Source organism: Pseudomonas sp. GW821-FHT09D08 (assembly GCF_059416305.1).
Genome location: NZ_JBWKOX010000011.1, coordinates 65,326 through 81,205 on the forward strand (window position 1 = coordinate 65,326; position 15,880 = coordinate 81,205).

General features: G+C 60.3%; 14 protein-coding genes. 7 read left to right on the forward strand and 7 right to left on the reverse strand.

Going from position 1 to position 15,880, the window contains the following annotated elements:
• Positions 1–112: 112 nt before the first annotated feature.
• Positions 113–1,222: a bifunctional 3,4-dihydroxy-2-butanone-4-phosphate synthase/GTP cyclohydrolase II gene (gene ribBA, locus AC07OP_RS19310; protein WP_495102179.1), complete on the reverse strand. Its 1,110-nt coding sequence runs from the start codon at positions 1,220–1,222 to the stop codon at positions 113–115.
• A 68-nt stretch (positions 1,223–1,290) separates the two neighbouring features.
• Here ribBA and AC07OP_RS19315 point away from each other — a divergent pair, with 68 nt between their 5' ends.
• Positions 1,291–1,584, forward strand: a complete 294-nt coding sequence (locus AC07OP_RS19315) for a DUF1330 domain-containing protein (RefSeq protein WP_065926396.1) — start codon at positions 1,291–1,293, stop codon at positions 1,582–1,584.
• Positions 1,585–1,723: 139 nt separating this feature from the next.
• Here AC07OP_RS19315 and AC07OP_RS19320 read toward each other — a convergent pair whose 3' ends face one another.
• From AC07OP_RS19320 to AC07OP_RS19345, 6 genes are all read right to left on the reverse strand, one after another.
• Positions 1,724–2,287 carry an NUDIX hydrolase gene (locus AC07OP_RS19320; protein ID WP_495102180.1) on the reverse strand — a complete coding sequence of 188 codons (564 nt, stop codon included), beginning with the start codon at positions 2,285–2,287 and terminating at the stop codon, positions 1,724–1,726.
• 2 nt (positions 2,288–2,289) lie between these two features.
• Positions 2,290–3,042 carry a GntR family transcriptional regulator gene (locus tag AC07OP_RS19325; RefSeq protein ID WP_027603600.1) on the reverse strand — a complete coding sequence of 251 codons (753 nt, stop codon included), beginning with the start codon at positions 3,040–3,042 and terminating at the stop codon, positions 2,290–2,292.
• Positions 3,043–3,172: 130 nt separating this feature from the next.
• A complete protein-coding gene (locus AC07OP_RS19330) occupies positions 3,173–3,658 on the reverse strand; it encodes a flavin reductase family protein (protein WP_027603601.1) in 486 nt (161 codons plus the stop codon).
• A gap of 12 nt (positions 3,659–3,670) precedes the next feature.
• Positions 3,671–5,152 carry an aldehyde dehydrogenase gene (locus AC07OP_RS19335; protein WP_115489055.1) on the reverse strand — a complete coding sequence of 494 codons (1,482 nt, stop codon included), beginning with the start codon at positions 5,150–5,152 and terminating at the stop codon, positions 3,671–3,673.
• Entirely contained in the window at positions 5,149–5,982 is an 834-nt protein-coding gene (locus AC07OP_RS19340) for an alpha/beta fold hydrolase (protein WP_027603603.1), read from the reverse strand. The genes AC07OP_RS19335 and AC07OP_RS19340 overlap by 4 nt, the downstream gene beginning before the upstream one ends.
• 39 nt (positions 5,983–6,021) lie before the next feature.
• Entirely contained in the window at positions 6,022–6,612 is a 591-nt protein-coding gene (locus tag AC07OP_RS19345) for an amino acid synthesis family protein (protein WP_495102181.1), read from the reverse strand.
• 301 nt (positions 6,613–6,913) lie between these two features.
• On the opposite strand from AC07OP_RS19345, the gene AC07OP_RS19350 reads away from it, so the two are divergent.
• The 6 genes from AC07OP_RS19350 (at position 6,914) to AC07OP_RS19375 (ending at position 15,834) form a co-directional block, all read left to right on the forward strand.
• Positions 6,914–9,805: an ATP-binding protein gene (locus AC07OP_RS19350; RefSeq protein WP_495102182.1), complete on the forward strand. Its 2,892-nt coding sequence runs from the start codon at positions 6,914–6,916 to the stop codon at positions 9,803–9,805.
• Between the two features lie 16 nt (positions 9,806–9,821).
• Positions 9,822–10,460 carry a response regulator gene (locus AC07OP_RS19355; RefSeq protein WP_495102183.1) on the forward strand — a complete coding sequence of 213 codons (639 nt, stop codon included), beginning with the start codon at positions 9,822–9,824 and terminating at the stop codon, positions 10,458–10,460.
• 430 nt (positions 10,461–10,890) lie between these two features.
• Entirely contained in the window at positions 10,891–11,388 is a 498-nt protein-coding gene (locus AC07OP_RS19360) for a fimbrial protein (protein ID WP_168209015.1), read from the forward strand.
• A gap of 91 nt (positions 11,389–11,479) precedes the next feature.
• Positions 11,480–12,175 (forward strand): fimbrial biogenesis chaperone, encoded by a 696-nt coding sequence (locus tag AC07OP_RS19365; RefSeq protein ID WP_495102184.1) that lies wholly within the window; start codon positions 11,480–11,482, stop codon positions 12,173–12,175.
• 120 nt (positions 12,176–12,295) lie between these two features.
• A complete protein-coding gene (locus AC07OP_RS19370; RefSeq protein WP_495102185.1) occupies positions 12,296–14,803 on the forward strand; it encodes a fimbria/pilus outer membrane usher protein in 2,508 nt (835 codons plus the stop codon).
• The gene (locus AC07OP_RS19375) at positions 14,800–15,834 is read left to right on the forward strand and encodes a fimbrial protein (protein WP_495102186.1); all 1,035 of its coding nucleotides are present in this window, start codon (positions 14,800–14,802) and stop codon (positions 15,832–15,834) included. Before AC07OP_RS19370 ends, AC07OP_RS19375 begins: the two co-directional genes overlap by 4 nt.
• Positions 15,835–15,880 lie beyond the last annotated feature (46 nt).

Genomic DNA, 15,880 nt, shown 5'->3' on the forward strand with positions numbered 1-15,880 from the left:
TGTTATTGGTGCTCTCCCTGGCGGGCGCACTTGGCGGAAGCGTTCGGTCTATGGAATATCATATTATGGTATTCCAAACTTTGTGCAAGCATTTTGCCTTACCGGTTATCCGTCATTCGGTGAAGGGAATGCTCTCGACCACCTCCAGGTCGTAGCCGGTCAGCCCGGCGTATTTGAGGGGCGGACCGAGGTGACGCAGCTTGCCGACGCCGAGGTCTTGCAAGATCTGCGCCCCGGTGCCCACTTCGGAATAGATGCGCGACTGCGAACGGTTGAACTGGCGCGGTGCCTGGGTCAGTTGCGGCACGCGTTCCAGCAGCGCCTGGGACGACTCATGGTTGGCCAGCACCACCACCACGCCGCTGCCTTCAGCGGCGACACGTTGCAAGGCCGCCCACAGCGTCCAGTTGGACGGGCCGCTGTAGTCGGCACCGACCAGGTCGCGCAGCGGGTCGATCACATGCACGCGCACCAGCGCCGGGGTATCGCGGCGCAACTGGCCCATCACCATTGCCATGTGCACGCCGCCGTCGATGCGGTCTTCAAAGGTGATCAGGCGGAATGTGCCGTGCACCGTGGGCAGGTCGCGTTCGCCGATGCGCACCACGGTGCGTTCGGTGCTGAGGCGGTAGTGGATCAGGTCGGCGATGGTGCCGATCTTGATGCCGTGCTTGCGCGCGAAGATTTCCAGGTCGGGGCGGCGGGCCATGGTGCCGTCATCGTTCATCACTTCGACGATCACCGACGCCGGGGTGTGCCCGGCCAGACGCGCCAGGTCGCAGCCGGCTTCGGTGTGGCCGGCGCGGGTCAACACGCCGCCGTCCTTGGCGCGCAACGGGAAGATATGCCCCGGCTGCACGATATCGGCCGGTCCGGCATTGATATCGACGGCCGCTGCCACGGTGCGTGCGCGGTCGGCGGCGGAGATGCCGGTGGTCACGCCGCTGGCGGCTTCGATGGACACGGTGAACGCGGTGCTGAACACGCTGCCGTTTCTCGGCACCATCTGTTCCAGGCCAAGGCGCTGGCAGTGTTCGTCGGTGAGGGTCAGGCAGATCAGGCCACGGGCTTCGCGGGCCATGAAACTGATAGTCTCGGCGGTGCAGCAGGCCGCAGGCAGCAACAGGTCGCCTTCGTTTTCCCGGTCTTCGTCGTCCACCAGGAGCACCATCTTGCCTTGGCGGTAGTCTTCGATGATGTCTGCGATGCTGTTGAAGGACATGGAGAGTGCTCGATTTGTTGGTTGTATGTATTATGGTATACCACAAAACTCAACAAGAGGATGTCATGATGAAGGCCTACTGGATTGCCCATGTGGATGTGTCCGATGCCGAGCAATACACGCAGTACACCCAGCGCGCGCCGGCGGCGTTTGCAAAGTTTGGCGGGCGGTTCCTGGCCAGGGGCGGGCGCAGCGAGGCGATGGAAGGCGGGCCGGCACGGCAGCGAAATGTGGTGATTGAGTTTGAGAGCTATGAGCAGGCGGTGGCGTGTTATGAGTCCGCTGAATATCAGGAGGCGAAGGCGCACCGTGAAGGGGCGGGGCTGGCGCAGATCATCATTGTGGAAGGGCTGGCACCCTAGGTCATCAGGCCGAACATGGGCCAAATGTGGGAGGGGGCTTGCTCCCGATAGAGGTCTGTCAGCTACAAGGATGCTGACTGATACACCGCTATCGGGAGCAAGCCCCCTCCCAAATTTTGATCCGTGTTTGGCCGTGCGGTCAGCGGATGAAATGAATCTTGCCGCTGTCATCGTTCCCGATATAGATGCCATACACCCCAGCCTGGAGTTCCTCGATATACCGTTCGAGAATCTGCCGGATCGCCGGGTAGTAGATGCTCTCCCAGGGAATCTCCTCGGGCGCGAAGAACTTGTAGTCGAGGGTTTCCGGGCCGAACTGGCCGGTGATCTCCAGCGCGATGGCGCGGAAGATGATGTACACCTCGCTGATTTTCGGCACGCTGAAGATCGAGTAGGGCGATACGATCTCGGCGCGTACGCCGCTTTCTTCCCAGACTTCACGCAACGCCGCCTGCTCGGTGGTTTCGCCACCTTCCATAAAGCCGGCAGGCAAGGTCCAGGTGCCCGGGCGGGGCGGGATCGCCCGTTGGCACAGCAGGTATTTGCCGTCCTGCTCGATGATGCAGCCGGCGATGATCTTGGGATTGATGTAGTGGATATAGCCGCAGCCCCGGCACATCAGGCGCTCATGGGTATCGCCCGGTGGCAGCTGGTGACCGAGGTCACTGCCGCCGCATGTCGGGCAAAAGCTGGGGCTGGCCAAGGTCAGTGACCTATGCGCGGTTCTTTCAGCGCGATGGGCAGGGTGATTTCCGGAATCTTGCCGGTTTCTTCCTGTTTGCGCTTGAGGTAGTCCAGGGCCACGGCGGCCGCCGCACGCACGTGATCGACGCAGGCCTGGTGGGCCGCCAGCGGGTCGCCGCTCTTGATCGCCTGGACCATGCGTTCCATTTCCTGGTTACTGGTGCCGCGACGGTTTTCCTGGGACACCGAGGTGGCGCGCAGGTAGCTGATGCGCGCTTGCAGCTGGCGCAACTGGGTGGCCGCCACATGGTTGCCCGAACCTTCGAGCAGCACGTCGTAGAAGCCCTGGACCGAGTCGATGACCTGTTGCAGCTCACCGTCCTTGAGGGCCTTGCGGTTTTCTTCCAGGGCTTTTTCCAGGGCCTTGATGTCCTTGGCCTTGGCGCGCAGGGTGAACAACTGCACGATCAAGCCTTCGAGTACGCAGCGCAGTTCATAGATGTCGACGGCGTCGGCCAGGGTGATGATCGCCACCTGCGGGCCCTTGGCATCGGCGAATTCCACCAGGCCTTCGGACTCCAGGTGACGCAAGGCTTCGCGTACCGAGGTGCGGCTGACGCCGAGGCGGTCGCACAGGTCGCGCTCCACCAGGCGGTCACCGGGCAGCAGTTGGAAGTTCATGATGGCGCTGCGCAGTTTTTCCAGCACGATTTCGCGCAGGGTGACCGGGTTGTGATTGACCTTGAAGCTGTCGTCGAGGGGCGCGCGTTTCATGGGGTCTGCTCTGAATGTGGCGGTTAACTGGAGGCCTCGGCCGGCCGGGGCCGATTGAGGGCCGAAAATCGTGCCCAAGTTTATCATGCTGCGTTCCTTAAGCGACAAACCCTCACGGCCCCCGCGCGCCTCAGGCCAGGGCCGGCAGCGGGCCCAGCTTGCCCTTGTGGTAGATCATCGGCGTGACCGGCTCCTTGGGCAGGATCAGGTTCTTTACCGCGCCGACGATGATCGCGTGATCGCCGCCGTCGTATTCGCGCCACAGTTCGCACTCGATGATCGCCGTGGCCTTGGCCAGCAGCGGATTGCCCAACTCGCTCAGGTGCCACTCGATGCCCTTGGCCTTTTCCTTGCCTTTGCTGGCGAAAGCATAGGCCTCGGCGGTCTGGTCGGCGGACAGCAAGTGGATCGCGAAGCGCTTGCTGTCGCGCAGGATCGGGTAGGTGTCCGACCCATAGTTGGGGCAGAACAGCACCAGCGCCGGGTCGATCGACAGCGCGCTGAACGCACTGGCGGTAATGCCGACGATGCCGCCGTCCGGGTCGAGGGTGGTGACCACCGTGACGCCCGAAGGGAATGAGCTCATGACGTCTTTGTAAATGCCGGGTTCGATCATGGTCGGGGTCTCTTAACGCATCACGAAAGGATCAGGCATGGGCGCCTGGGAGAGGTTGATCCACACCGTCTTCAGCTCGGTGTAGGCGAGCACCGAATCGATGCCGCTTTCACGTCCGTAGCCGCTGTTCTTGAAGCCGCCGATAGGCGCCATGGCCGACACGGCGCGGTAGGTGTTGACCCAGATGATCCCCGAGCGCACGTCCCGCGCCAGGCGGTGGGCGCGGCCGAGGTCGCGGGTCCAGATGCCGGCGGCGAGGCCGAACTGCGAGTCGTTGGCGATGGCCAGCGCTTCGGCTTCATCCTTGAAACGGATGACCGAGGCCACCGGGCCGAACACTTCTTCCTGCATGATCTTCATCGAATTGCTGTCGCACTCGAACAGCGTCGGCTCATAGAACCAGCCTTCGCCAAGGTTCTGCGGGCGTTTGCCGCCGGTGCGCAGGCGCGCGCCTTCGGCGATGGCATCGGCCACCAGGCCTTCGACCACGGCCAGTTGCTGCGCGGTGGCCATGGGCCCCATTTCGCTGGCGTCGTCCTGGGGGTTGCCGATGCGGATGCGCTCGGCACGTGCCACCAGGCGCTCGACGAATTCGTCGTAGATTTCATCCTGCACCAGCAGGCGCGAGCCGGAGACACAGCTCTGCCCGGACGCCGCGTAGATCCCGGCAATCGCACCGTTGATGGCGCTGTCGAGGTCGGCGTCGGCAAAGATGATATTGGGTGACTTGCCGCCCAGTTCCAGGGACAGCCTGGCGAAGTTCTCCGCACTGCTGCGCACCACGTGGCGGGCCGTGGCCGCGCCGCCGGTGAAGGCGATCTTGCGCACCAGTGGGTGGCGGGTGAGGGCGGCGCCGGTGCTGGGGCCGTAGCCGGTGACCACGTTGACCACGCCCGCTGGGATCCCGGCTTCAAGGGCCAGGCGCGCAAGTTCGAGGATGGTCGCCGAGGCGTGTTCCGACGGTTTGATCACGATGGTATTGCCCGCCGCCAGGGCCGGCGCGAGTTTGATCGCGGTCAGGTACAGCGGGCTGTTCCACGGAATGATCGCGGCGACCACGCCCATGGCTTCGTGCACGGTGTAGGCGAACAGGTCGGGCTTGTCCAGCGGCAGGGTACCGCCTTCGAGCTTGTCGGCCAGGCCGGCGGTGTAGTGGAAGAACTCCGGCAGGTAGCTGACCTGGCCACGGGTTTCGCGGATCAACTTGCCGTTGTCGCGGCTTTCGAGCTGGGCCAGTTGCTCCTTGTTCTCGGCGATCAGGTCACCCAGGCGGCGCAGCAATTTGCCCCGTGCGGTGGCGGTGAGGCCACGCCAGGCCGGGCTGTCGAAGGCGCTTTGCGCGGCCTGCACGGCGCGCTCCACATCGGCTTCATCGGCGTCGGGCAGTTGCGCCCAGGGTTCGGCCAGGGCCGGGTTGAGGCTGTCGAAAGTCTTGCCGGACAGGGCATCGACCCATTCACCGCCGATGCACATCTGGAAGCGTGCGAGTGTCATGCAACGATCCCCTTGATTGGATTGTTTTGGGCGTACACCGTGTCGAGGAAGCCCAGCAGCAACTGGTTGACCAGGCGTGGCGATTCTACCGGCATCATATGCCGTTGCTCGGCCAGCACCGCAACGGTGGCGCCGGGAATACGATCGGCCAGTTGCCGGGCCATTTCCGGGGTTGAACCGGGGTCGAGTTCGCCGGTGGCGACCAGGGTCGGTACGCGCAGGCCCTTGAGGTCGTCGGCGCGGTACATGTCCTGGGTCGCAAACAGTTCGTAGGTGGTCAGGTAGCCCTGGGGGTCGTTGCCCGCCAGGGTTTCACGCAGGGCGGCGATCTGCGCCGGGTTGGCCGCCTGGTATTCACGGCTGAACCAGCGCGACAGCGCGGCCTCGGCATTCGCATCCGGGCCGTGTTCGGCGGCCTGGGCGGTGCGTGCGATCACGCCGGCACGCTGTTCGGGGCTGCGATTGAACACACTGTTGAGCACTACCAGGGATGTGAGGCGCTCGGGGTAGTGCAAGGCAAACGCCCGGGCGACCAGGCCGCCCATGGAAAAACCGATCACCGTGGCCTGGGGCAATTGCAGGTGGTCGAGCAGCTCCAGCAACTGGTCGGCATACCCCAGCAGCGGCGTGCCGGCGGCCGGGCGCGGGCTGGCGCCATGGCCGAGCATGTCGTAGGTGATCACGCGGTAATTCGTGGCCAGGCCAACGACTTGCCCGCCCCACATTTCTTTATTCAGGCCCACGCCGTGGATCAAAACCACAGGCTGGCCTTGGCCGGTCGCCAGATAACTGGTGCCAGCCGGGGTGCGTTCAGCGGTGAGCCGAATCATGGAGCGCTCCTGCATGCTTTTTGTTTTGGCCGGTCTTGCTTACTGGGCTTTTTCAGCGGCCAGCTCTTCCAGGTCGATATAGCGGTTGCCGATACGAGGGTGCAGGCGGCCGCCATCGGCGCAGCCCAATACCACGACGATTTCGTCGGCACGCGGCGAATCTTCGATGTGCATTTCCAGGGTGATGTAGTGCGAACGCAGGCCTTCGTCGTCCTTGTGCATCATCGGGATCTGGATCGAGGTGCCCGGCCCGCCGCGCTTGTTGGTGAAGCTCAGGTAGCTCTTGGCCTTGACCGCTTCACGGTAGTGATTGCCGAAGCGCAGGGTATGGATGATCGCGCTCGCGTGTTCGATCTCGCCATCGGCCCCGACCACGGCAGCCTTGCCATACGCCTCGATGTTTTCGGCGCCGCCAATGATGCCCGCCAGGCGCTCGACCATCAGCGCGCCGAGGTCGGAGCAATTGGCCCGGATCTCGGGCTTCAAGTCTTCGACGAAGCCACGACCCAGCCACGGGTTCTTCAGCACCACGGCGAGGCCGACCATTTTCACCGGGGTGTCCGCGGCCTTGCCGCCTTCGATAAAGGTTTCTTCTACGTAGCTGACGATCTTGCGGATTTCGAAACTCATGAGCTGCTCCGTCTGAGGTAAATGGATCTGTGTATGATGGTATACCATAATATGACAAGTGCAAGCGCCACAAGACCGGGTCGGCAAACGGTGCACCTGGATGATGGGTTTTTTTGATCTCGATCAACCTGTGCGTGATGCCCATCTGGTAAAAACGCCCCCTTTTTTAAACTTGGCGCCGCTTCAAGCCTGGCAAGGCGAACTTGCCGTATTACGCCATACTCACCTCCAGCTGTGGCATACAGCGCCTGGCTCTATGCCGCTACCACCGTGCCGTCTTCCGAGACCGGACTTTGAACCTATGCCCGAACGCAACTACAGCTTGATTCGCAAGCTCGCCAGCACGTCCCTGCGCCTGAATACCGTGCTGATCTGCGCGCTTTTTCTTAACCTGTTAACGCTGGCCGCCTGCTATTGGGCGTTGAGCAAGGTGGTTGCCGAAGAGCGCAACAAGGTGACGCTGCATTTCAACCGGCTGGTGGGTGATATCCATCAGCACGAAAAATTCATCAACAGGATTGCGCAACACGGCAACCAGGTCTCGCAGAACCAACCGACGTCGGGTCTGACGGTACAGAGCCAAATGCGTGTCGACACGCCAGGCGTGCGGATCTTTGAGGCGGCGCAATATACGTTTTCGATGCCGTTTACCCTGGCGCAACAGCACGTAACGTCCGGCCCGCATCCTGGCAATTTCGCCTTGGGGGTGATGCTGGCGAATTTTTACAGCCGTTTCTGGAGTACCTCTGTCTACCCGGCACCGCAGGTGTTCGTCATCGGCGCGCTGGGCAACACCAGCATGGCTGTGCCTGCCATCGACCGGTTTCCGGGGCGTGTGCTGCTGACGACGGAGAACTACCTGGCGGCAGTCGAGCGGATTTACAGCGCGCTGCCAGTCGGTAAAGACTCAACGGGGGCAGTCCACGTGCGCTGGGCGCCAGCGCAGCATTTCATTGCCGGCGAGTCCCGTGAGCTGTTGGGTTATCTGGATTTCAGGCTGCCCGATGCGATCTGGTGGACCCCTGAGGTCAAGCGTCGGATTTTCATCGTGACCCTGTTGGATCTGGAGCGCATCAATGATCCCGAGCAATTGTTCGAGCGGCCGATCTACGACCGCTTGCAGCTGTTGTCTCCCCAGGGCGACTCGTTGATAGATGCAGTCGGTGTAGCGCAGAGCTACCGGCAGGGCCTGAATTTCACTGCGCAAGGCCTGCTGTTCAAGATGGGCGGCCCCAGTGCCGGTGGTTGGGTCGCGTTATACGAACTGAATTATCAAAGCTTTTTCGGCTACGCCAAGTGGCAGTTGCTTGGCGGCATTGGCCTGCTGCTGGCCAGTGTGTTGAGCAGTTGGGTGGCGATTCGCTGGTACGCGCGCAAGGTGGTTTCGCCCGCGCGCCAGGCCCATTTTGAGATCGTCGAAAGCGACACTTTCAGCCGTACGGTAATCCAGACTGCCCCTGTGGCACTGTGTGTGCTCAGGCGCGCGGATCGGCACCTGATCATGCAAAACCCACTGGCCGAACGAATGCTGGGGGATGCCCAGGCGGTGAGGCAGTTGAGTGAGTCTTGGGGGCTCAATCCTAACCCGGCGCAACCCGACGGCGATGTGATTTTCCACGGCCGCCACGGCTACACACTGCACGGCAGTTTCGCCTCAGCCCGCTATCGCGGCGAGGCGGTGGTGCTCTGCGCGTTCAGCGACATCAGCGCGCACAAGGCGGTGGAGCAGAAGCTCGCCGAGGCCAGCGCTGCCAAGTCGCGGTTCCTGGCGACCATCAGCCATGAGATCCGCACTCCACTCTATGGCGCGTTGGGTACCCTGGAGTTGCTGGGGCTCACAGAGTTGACCGAGCAACAAAGCAACTATCTGCACATTATCGAGCGCTCCTCTTCAATGCTTCTGCAACTGGTCAGCGATGTGCTGGACATGTCCAAGATCGAAGCGGGGGAGATGGCGCTGGAGTCGGCGGATTTCAGCCCCCTCGCACTGGCCGAGGAGGTCGTCGCCGAATACGGCGGCACCGCACAGGGCAAGGGTGTGCAGTTGCGCTTGAATGTCGATGCCGGTGTGCCGGTTGGGGTGCATGGGGATGCGCGGCGTATCCGGCAGGTCCTCACCAATCTGCTCAGTAATGCCCTCAAGTTCACCGAGCACGGCGGTGTAACGCTGCAGGTGAGCGCCGCGATTAGCGACGACAGGGCTACGCTGACGTGGCAAGTCACCGACACCGGCGTGGGTATTGCGGCCGAGCAGCAGGTTCATCTGTTCGAGCCGTTCTACCAGGCGCACCGACATGCGCATACCGTTGCTGGCACCGGGCTTGGCCTGTCCATCTGCGCGCAACTGGCCCAACTGATGGGCGGTCGGTTGAGCGTGGCCAGCGAACCCGGGGTGGGTAGCTGCTTCAGTTTCAGTGCCAGCTTTGCCTTGGGGCAGCAGGCACCGCTGACCGCCGTGCGCGCTCGCTTGTCTCGGCATCCCGGTAAGTTGGGCCTGAACCTGCTGGTCGCCGACGACAACCCGATGAACCAGGCATTGATCAAGGAACAACTCGAGCAGCTCGGCTGTCGCGTCACCCTGGCAAGTCACGGTCTTGACGCATTGGCGCGCTGGTCTCCGGCTTTCGATGCGCTACTGACCGACATCAACATGCCGCAGATGGATGGGTTCGAGTTATTGAGTGCGCTGCGTCAGCAGGGCGTAACGCTTCCGATCATCGCCATCACCGCCAGCGCCCTGCCGGAAGAAACCCGACGCTTCGTCGCAGCCGGCATGGATGCCTGGCTGGTAAAGCCCGTGAGCCTGAGCGATTTGTACGCAGTGTTGCGACGCTGCTGCCCGCCCGCGCAAATACTTGAGCCGCAGGAGGAAGAACTGCCGGCGTTTGTGGCGATCTCATCGCGACTGCATGAACTGTTTGTGAATACCACGCGTGCAGACCTGAAAATCCTGCGCGACGCCAGCCAGCAACACAACATAGCTGCCATGGTGCCGCAGTTGCATCGGCTGCGCGGCTCGCTGGCTGCGGTGCAGGCGAAGCAGCTGGCAGACGCATGCAAAGCGCTGGAGCAGCAACTGATCGCCACGCACAAAATTCCCAAGGGCGTTATTGAACTCATGGACGGTATAGAGCGACTACTGGCGGGCCTTGCGCCGAATACGGACGGCGAGCCCCCTACATCCAATGACTGAGACTGGAATACAAACCATGAAAAAGACCACTGTGTTAATAGCCGACGACCATCCGATTGTGGCGATGGCGGTGCAGGAAATAGTCGAGCGCGATGAACGCTTTGAAGTGGTGGGTATCGCCAAGGGTCCTACTGAATTGGTGCAGATGCATCAGCAGTTTTCGCCTGATGTCGTGATTGCCGACTACAGCATGCCCGGCGACGGAATTCATGGCGATGGATTGCAGATGATCGAGTTGCTGTGCCGGCGCTTTGGTGACACCCGCATCCTGGTATTCACCATGCTATCCAATCCCCTGATTCTCAGCGGCCTCTATCACCTGGGTGTGTGGGGCGTAATATTGAAAAGTGGTGATTTCAATGAGATTGCGGTAGCACTGCAGGCGTTGTCGCAGGGACGCAAATACCAGCCACCAGCGCAAGCGCTGTCGAACATCGACAGCCAGATGCAAGCCAGGGCCGCTCGGCTGACGATGCGCGAATACGAAGTGCTTCGGCATTTTGTATCGGGCTTGAGTGGCCGTGAAATCGCGGCACGATTGCATAGAAGCACCAAGACAGTGAGCGCACAAAAGGTCTCGGCGATGCGCAAGTTGGGCGTGGAAAATGATCAAGCGTTGTTGACCTTCTGTGCGGATGCGCAGCTTTTCCTGTAAGTCGTGCCAGCGGTTTACGTGGGCTGAACCGAAAGATAGTTCTCGCCCTGGGCCTATTTTCAGTTTGATCTTAAAGACAGCCACCGAGTCGGCTCGCATAATGGCCCCACAGCGTCAGCCCGCACCTCAATAGACTAAGTCACGTCACCTACTTGTAGCCGTGTGCTGGTTGAGTTGCACTAGAAAAGAACAGTTTCTTATTGCAGTTGTGCGCAACAGTGCACTTCAAGGCGGCGGGTCACTGTGTGCCAAAAAAGGATTAATTTCCAAGTAAGGAGGTGGATGCCCAGCAACTCGTGAAGTGAAGTTCGGCCCTGTGATGCGTTATTAAAGTAACGCAAATTAATATAAATTTGAGAGATGATAAAGTATGAAGAAGCAACGTTTACTGCCTGTGCAGGCGGCGCTCCTGAGTGTGTGTGGTGGTCTGATGTTGTCTACTACTGTCAGTGCCGCGGAAGCCGGTACTATTACTTTCAACGGTAAAGTTACGGATGAAACTTGCCAGGTAACCACCGGCTCATCGGGCGATTTTACCGTGGACCTGGCCACCGCCAAAGTGGCTGACCTGGCCCAGGCCGGTGCTACCGCGATGCCGTCCAACTTCCGTATTGCGGTCAATCAATGCTCGCCGACCGTGACCAATGTACGCGCGCAGTTTCTCTACGATGCCAACCTGGTCGACATCAGTTCGGGCGTGCTGAAAAACCAGTTGAGCGGCGATACCTCCGCCACCAATGTGGGCCTGCAGCTTTACAACTACGCAGACAACTCCTTGATCAAACCAGGCGACGCTGGTGCTGCCAAGAGCTTCACCGTGGAAGACGGTGCGGCTGAAATGATCTACGGCGTGCAGTACTACGCGACCGGCAAATCCACGGCAGGCCTGGTGAAGAGCCAGGTCAAATACCAATTGAGCTATAACTGAGAATGTCCCTCTGCGCAGACATCGCGCAGAGGGGACTACCCTGACTATGCGGATATATCGTCTATTAATAGGTTGCCTCCTCATTTATTTAATGAGCTTCGATGCTCGCGCCAATATCGTTTTGGGCGGGACTCGGTTGATCTATCCAGGCGGCGAACGTGAAGTCACGCTGCCCCTGTCGAACAAGGGCGCGACCCCGGCACTGGTGCAATCGTGGATGGATGACGGCGCCACCGACTCTACGCCGGAGAACAGCTCCGCGCCGTTCCTGATCATGCCGCCGCTGACCCGTATCGAAGGCCAGGCCTCGCAGACCCTGCGGATCCTGTTCAATGGAACAGCGTTGCCGCCAGACCGTGAATCGCTGTTCTGGCTGAATGTACTTGAAGTACCACCGGTGCCGGAAAAGTCGAGAAACAAGAACAACTTGTTATTGGCTGTTCAAAGTCGAATTAAAGTGTTCTATCGACCCGCGACACTCCGCAGCTCCTTGCATGACGCCGCGAAGCATTTGAAGTGGCAGGTGTTCGGCGACGGCGCACAGTTGAAGTTACGCTGCACGAATACCTCGCCCTTACATGTCTCGTTTGCCGATATCCAGGTGAAGTGGGCGGGCAAGACACTCAGCAATACTGACGGTAATCATATGGTTGCCCCGGGCGGCGAAGCCGTGTTTGAACTGCACCCGCAGACCGCGCGCCTGCCTGAACTAAAAGGCCAGGGCATACAGTTTAATTATATTAACGACTATGGTGCCTTGAAAACCGTGAACGCGCAGTTCGACTAAGTTCAATTACCCTTTCGCTAAAAGTCTATGAACCGTTTTGATCGATCGATATTACGCAGAAAAGTATTTCTGGCGTCACCGTCATGCTCAATCGTTCGTTTCTGGGCGGTGGCGTGCCTCGTGTTCAGCACGGCAGATGACAACGTAATGGCGGATGAGCCGGTGCTGCCGGCGGCCGCTGCACAGGTGGACTTCCAGGATGCCGAGTTCACCAGTTCGTTTCTGGTGGGAAATGCCAAGCGTACGGATATGTCGCGTTACCAGAAGGGCAACCCGGTATTGCCAGGAAATTACGATTTGGACGTTTACATCAATGGCAAGCAGGTGACGCGCGCCAGGGTCGAGTTCGCAGATGAGGCCAACAGCAATATCGCGCAAGCCTGTTTCACGCTCGCAGCGATGAAACGGCTGGGCATCGATACACAGCCATTGGTGCCGTTCAACGGTTGTCGCAAGCTCAAGGCGGTGTTGCCCAACACGGTCTCCTATGCCGACATCGGTGAGCAGAAGCTCTACCTGCAAATCCCCCAGGCCAACTTGCGGCGTACCCCGCGTGGTTATGTAGAGCCCGAGTACTGGGACGCGGGCATTACCGCGGCGAAACTCGATTACAACCTGAACTATTTCAGCACACAGAACGACCATTACGGCAGCACCGACTCTGCCTACATGGGCTTGCGTGGCGGGTTCAATTTTGGCCTTTGGCAGTTCCGACATAACGCCAATGTGAACTGGACCCAGGGGGGCAAAGCCGAATGGACCCGCATGTCCACCTACCTTCAGCGGCCAGTGGCGCAGCTCAAGAGCCAGGTGACCCTGGGCGAGATCAATACCAAAGGCGTGGGGTTCGACAGCATCGCCGTGCGCGGTGTCAGCCTGGCCTCGGACGAGCGCATGTTTCCCGATTCACAGATCGGTTTCGCGCCGGTGATCCGCAGTTTCGCGCGCAGCAATGCGCGGGTCGAGGTGTGGCAGAACGATATAAAGCTCTATCAGACCACGGTCACGCCCGGCAACTTCGTGATCGACGATCTGTACCCCACAGGCTATGGCGGCAACCTGAATGTCGTGGTTACCGAGGCCGACGGAAGTGAGCGGCGCTTCGATGTGCCTTATTCGTCGATCACCAACCTGATGCGTCCGGGGCGTGCCAAATACGACCTGGTGGCTGGCCGGCTGTATAACCAGAACCTGGCCAGCGATGCCCATCTGTTCCAGGGCACGTTGTTCTATGGTCTGAACAACAGCCTGACCGGCTACGGCGGGTTCCAGGTCAGCGAAGGCTTTCACGCGGGGCTCGCGGGTGTCGGACTGAACACCTCGCTAGGGGCGTTTTCGGTCGACCTGACCCAGGAGACCACCCAACTGGGCGCTCGTAGCGGTTCGGCTTCGGGGCATAGCGTCAAGGTGGCGTACAGCAAGTTGCTGAGCGAAACCCGCACTAACTTTACCCTCGCGGCCTACCGCTACTCGTCGTCCAAATACATGACGCTTTCCCAGGCGGTCGATGCGCGTGAGCGGGTCAAGACCCCGGGCTATCAGGATGAATGGCTGTGGTTTGGCAATGAGCGTGACCGCTTCGATATCAGCATCGATCAGCCGGTAAGCACTTATGGCTCGCTGTTCCTGACCGGTAGCACCAGCAAGACCTGGGGGGGCTCGGGATCCTCGAGCCGGCAGTTTGAAGTGGGCTTCAACGGCAGCGTCGGGGATGTCAGCTACAGCCTTTCCGCCAGTCGCAATAACGATGAGTTCGTCGGCGCCCAGACCCAGTACTTCCTGAGCCTGAATATTCCATTGGGCAGCGGCGCCAAGTCACCGACGCTGAGCACGCAGTACACCGGCGGGCGCGGGCAAGGCAGCACGCTGCGCAACTACTTGAGCGGGGTGGCCGATGACGAGGGGCGCCTGAGCTACGGGGTCGCCCACGCGGCGGACACCAACACCTCAAGCTCGGGCAGCGTCAATGCTCAATACCGCGGCGACCGCAGCACCGTTCGCGCGTCGTACGAACAGGGTGGGGACTACAAATCCACCTCGCTGGGCAGCGATGGCAGCCTGGTGGTGCACAGCGGCGGGGTGACGCTATCGCCGAATACTGGCGACACCATTGCACTGGTCTCCGCACCGGGCGGCGAGGGCGCGAGCATTGGTGGATTGTCCGGCCTGGTCATCGATAAAAACGGCTATGGCGTGATGCCGTATTTATCGCCCTATCGCATGAACAATATCAACCTGGACCCCAAGGGCAGCTCGATGGATGTCACGTTCCAGAACACCACGCAACAGGTCGCACCCTTTGCCGGCGCAATTGTCCGCGTCGATTTCCAGACCCGGGTCGGGCGGTCGGCGGTGATCCATATCACCAATGGCAGCAGCCTCAAGTTGCCGTTCGGCGCGGATGTACGCGACGAGCGTGGCAATGTGGTCGGTGTGGTCGGCCAGGGCAACAACCTGTTTGTCCAGGGCGTTGAAAACAACGGCGCTCTGAGCGTGAACCTGCCGGACGAATCAACCTGTCAGGTTGCATATCGATTCGGTGAGAAAACGGCGAGCGGCACCAAGTGGCTGCTACAAACGCAAGCGCCGTGCCTGCTGCGCGAAGGTACCCGTCTGAGCAGTCGATGAAAATGACCAGACTTATTTATGCAGTGTTTCAGGTGTGTGCCTGGCTAATGGTTTCAACGTCGGCTTATGCGGTGTGCGGGATGATGCCCAACTATCAGGAAGGCGCGGTAGTCGATATAACCATGGGCCGCATATCGGTACCTTCGGGGATTGCCGTGGGTGACGTGTTTTACAGTAAGGAGTTTCCTATTGTTGGCAGTTTTTTCGCCATTGTTTCTTGCAAACCGGGTGATACAACGCAATGGCGGGTCGTACAGGGCACTGCCACTACTATAACTAACGTCTACACAACTAACATTGCCGGTGTCGGCATGCGTACCAGTTGGATACCCGCACAATCGGCTTCACCGTTTTATGCTGGAGAACAGACCACCTGGAAACTTGGGATGCCCGGTGTCAGTGGCTCGGCGGCGCAAAACACCTTGGTCTTCAATGTCGGCGGAACAGTTGTCGTTGAGTTGATCAAGCTGAGCGACACCGTCGGTTCCGGTGCATTGGCGGGTGGTACCTACACCAACAACACGGCGCAGAATGTTTACCCGTTCAACAGTGGTGTGTTCCTGACCACGCGCATCACCGGTGGCGGCAGTGAAATCGTGCCGGAAACGGGTACCTGCTCGATCGGCGACCTGAGTGTGGACCTGGCTCCGGCGCCATTCGGCCGCTTCACCGGGCAGGGCTCCACCACGGGCGACACACCTTTCAACGTGCCGTTTACCTGTTCCGGAGCCAACGGCGCAGTCACCCTGACCCTGGACGCTGACAAGTTCATGCCCGACGGCAGCCTGGGCCTGATCAAACCGCAGGCCGGCGTGAACAATGCCTCTTGCGTGGCGCTACAAGTACTCGATGCCACTAGTGGGCTGCCCGCGATACTTGGGGCGACTCAAGTCGTGGGCACGGTGTTTAACAATTCGACAAGTTTCAACTTGCCCTATTTAGTGCGTTATTACCAAAGTTCTGGCGGCACTAATTGCGTCACACCCGGGCTTGTAAAAGGTACCGCAACGGTCACTGTTAAGTATCAATAAAAGGCGCTTTAACGGGTTTGCCACTCCCTCTCTGACTGGGGGCATG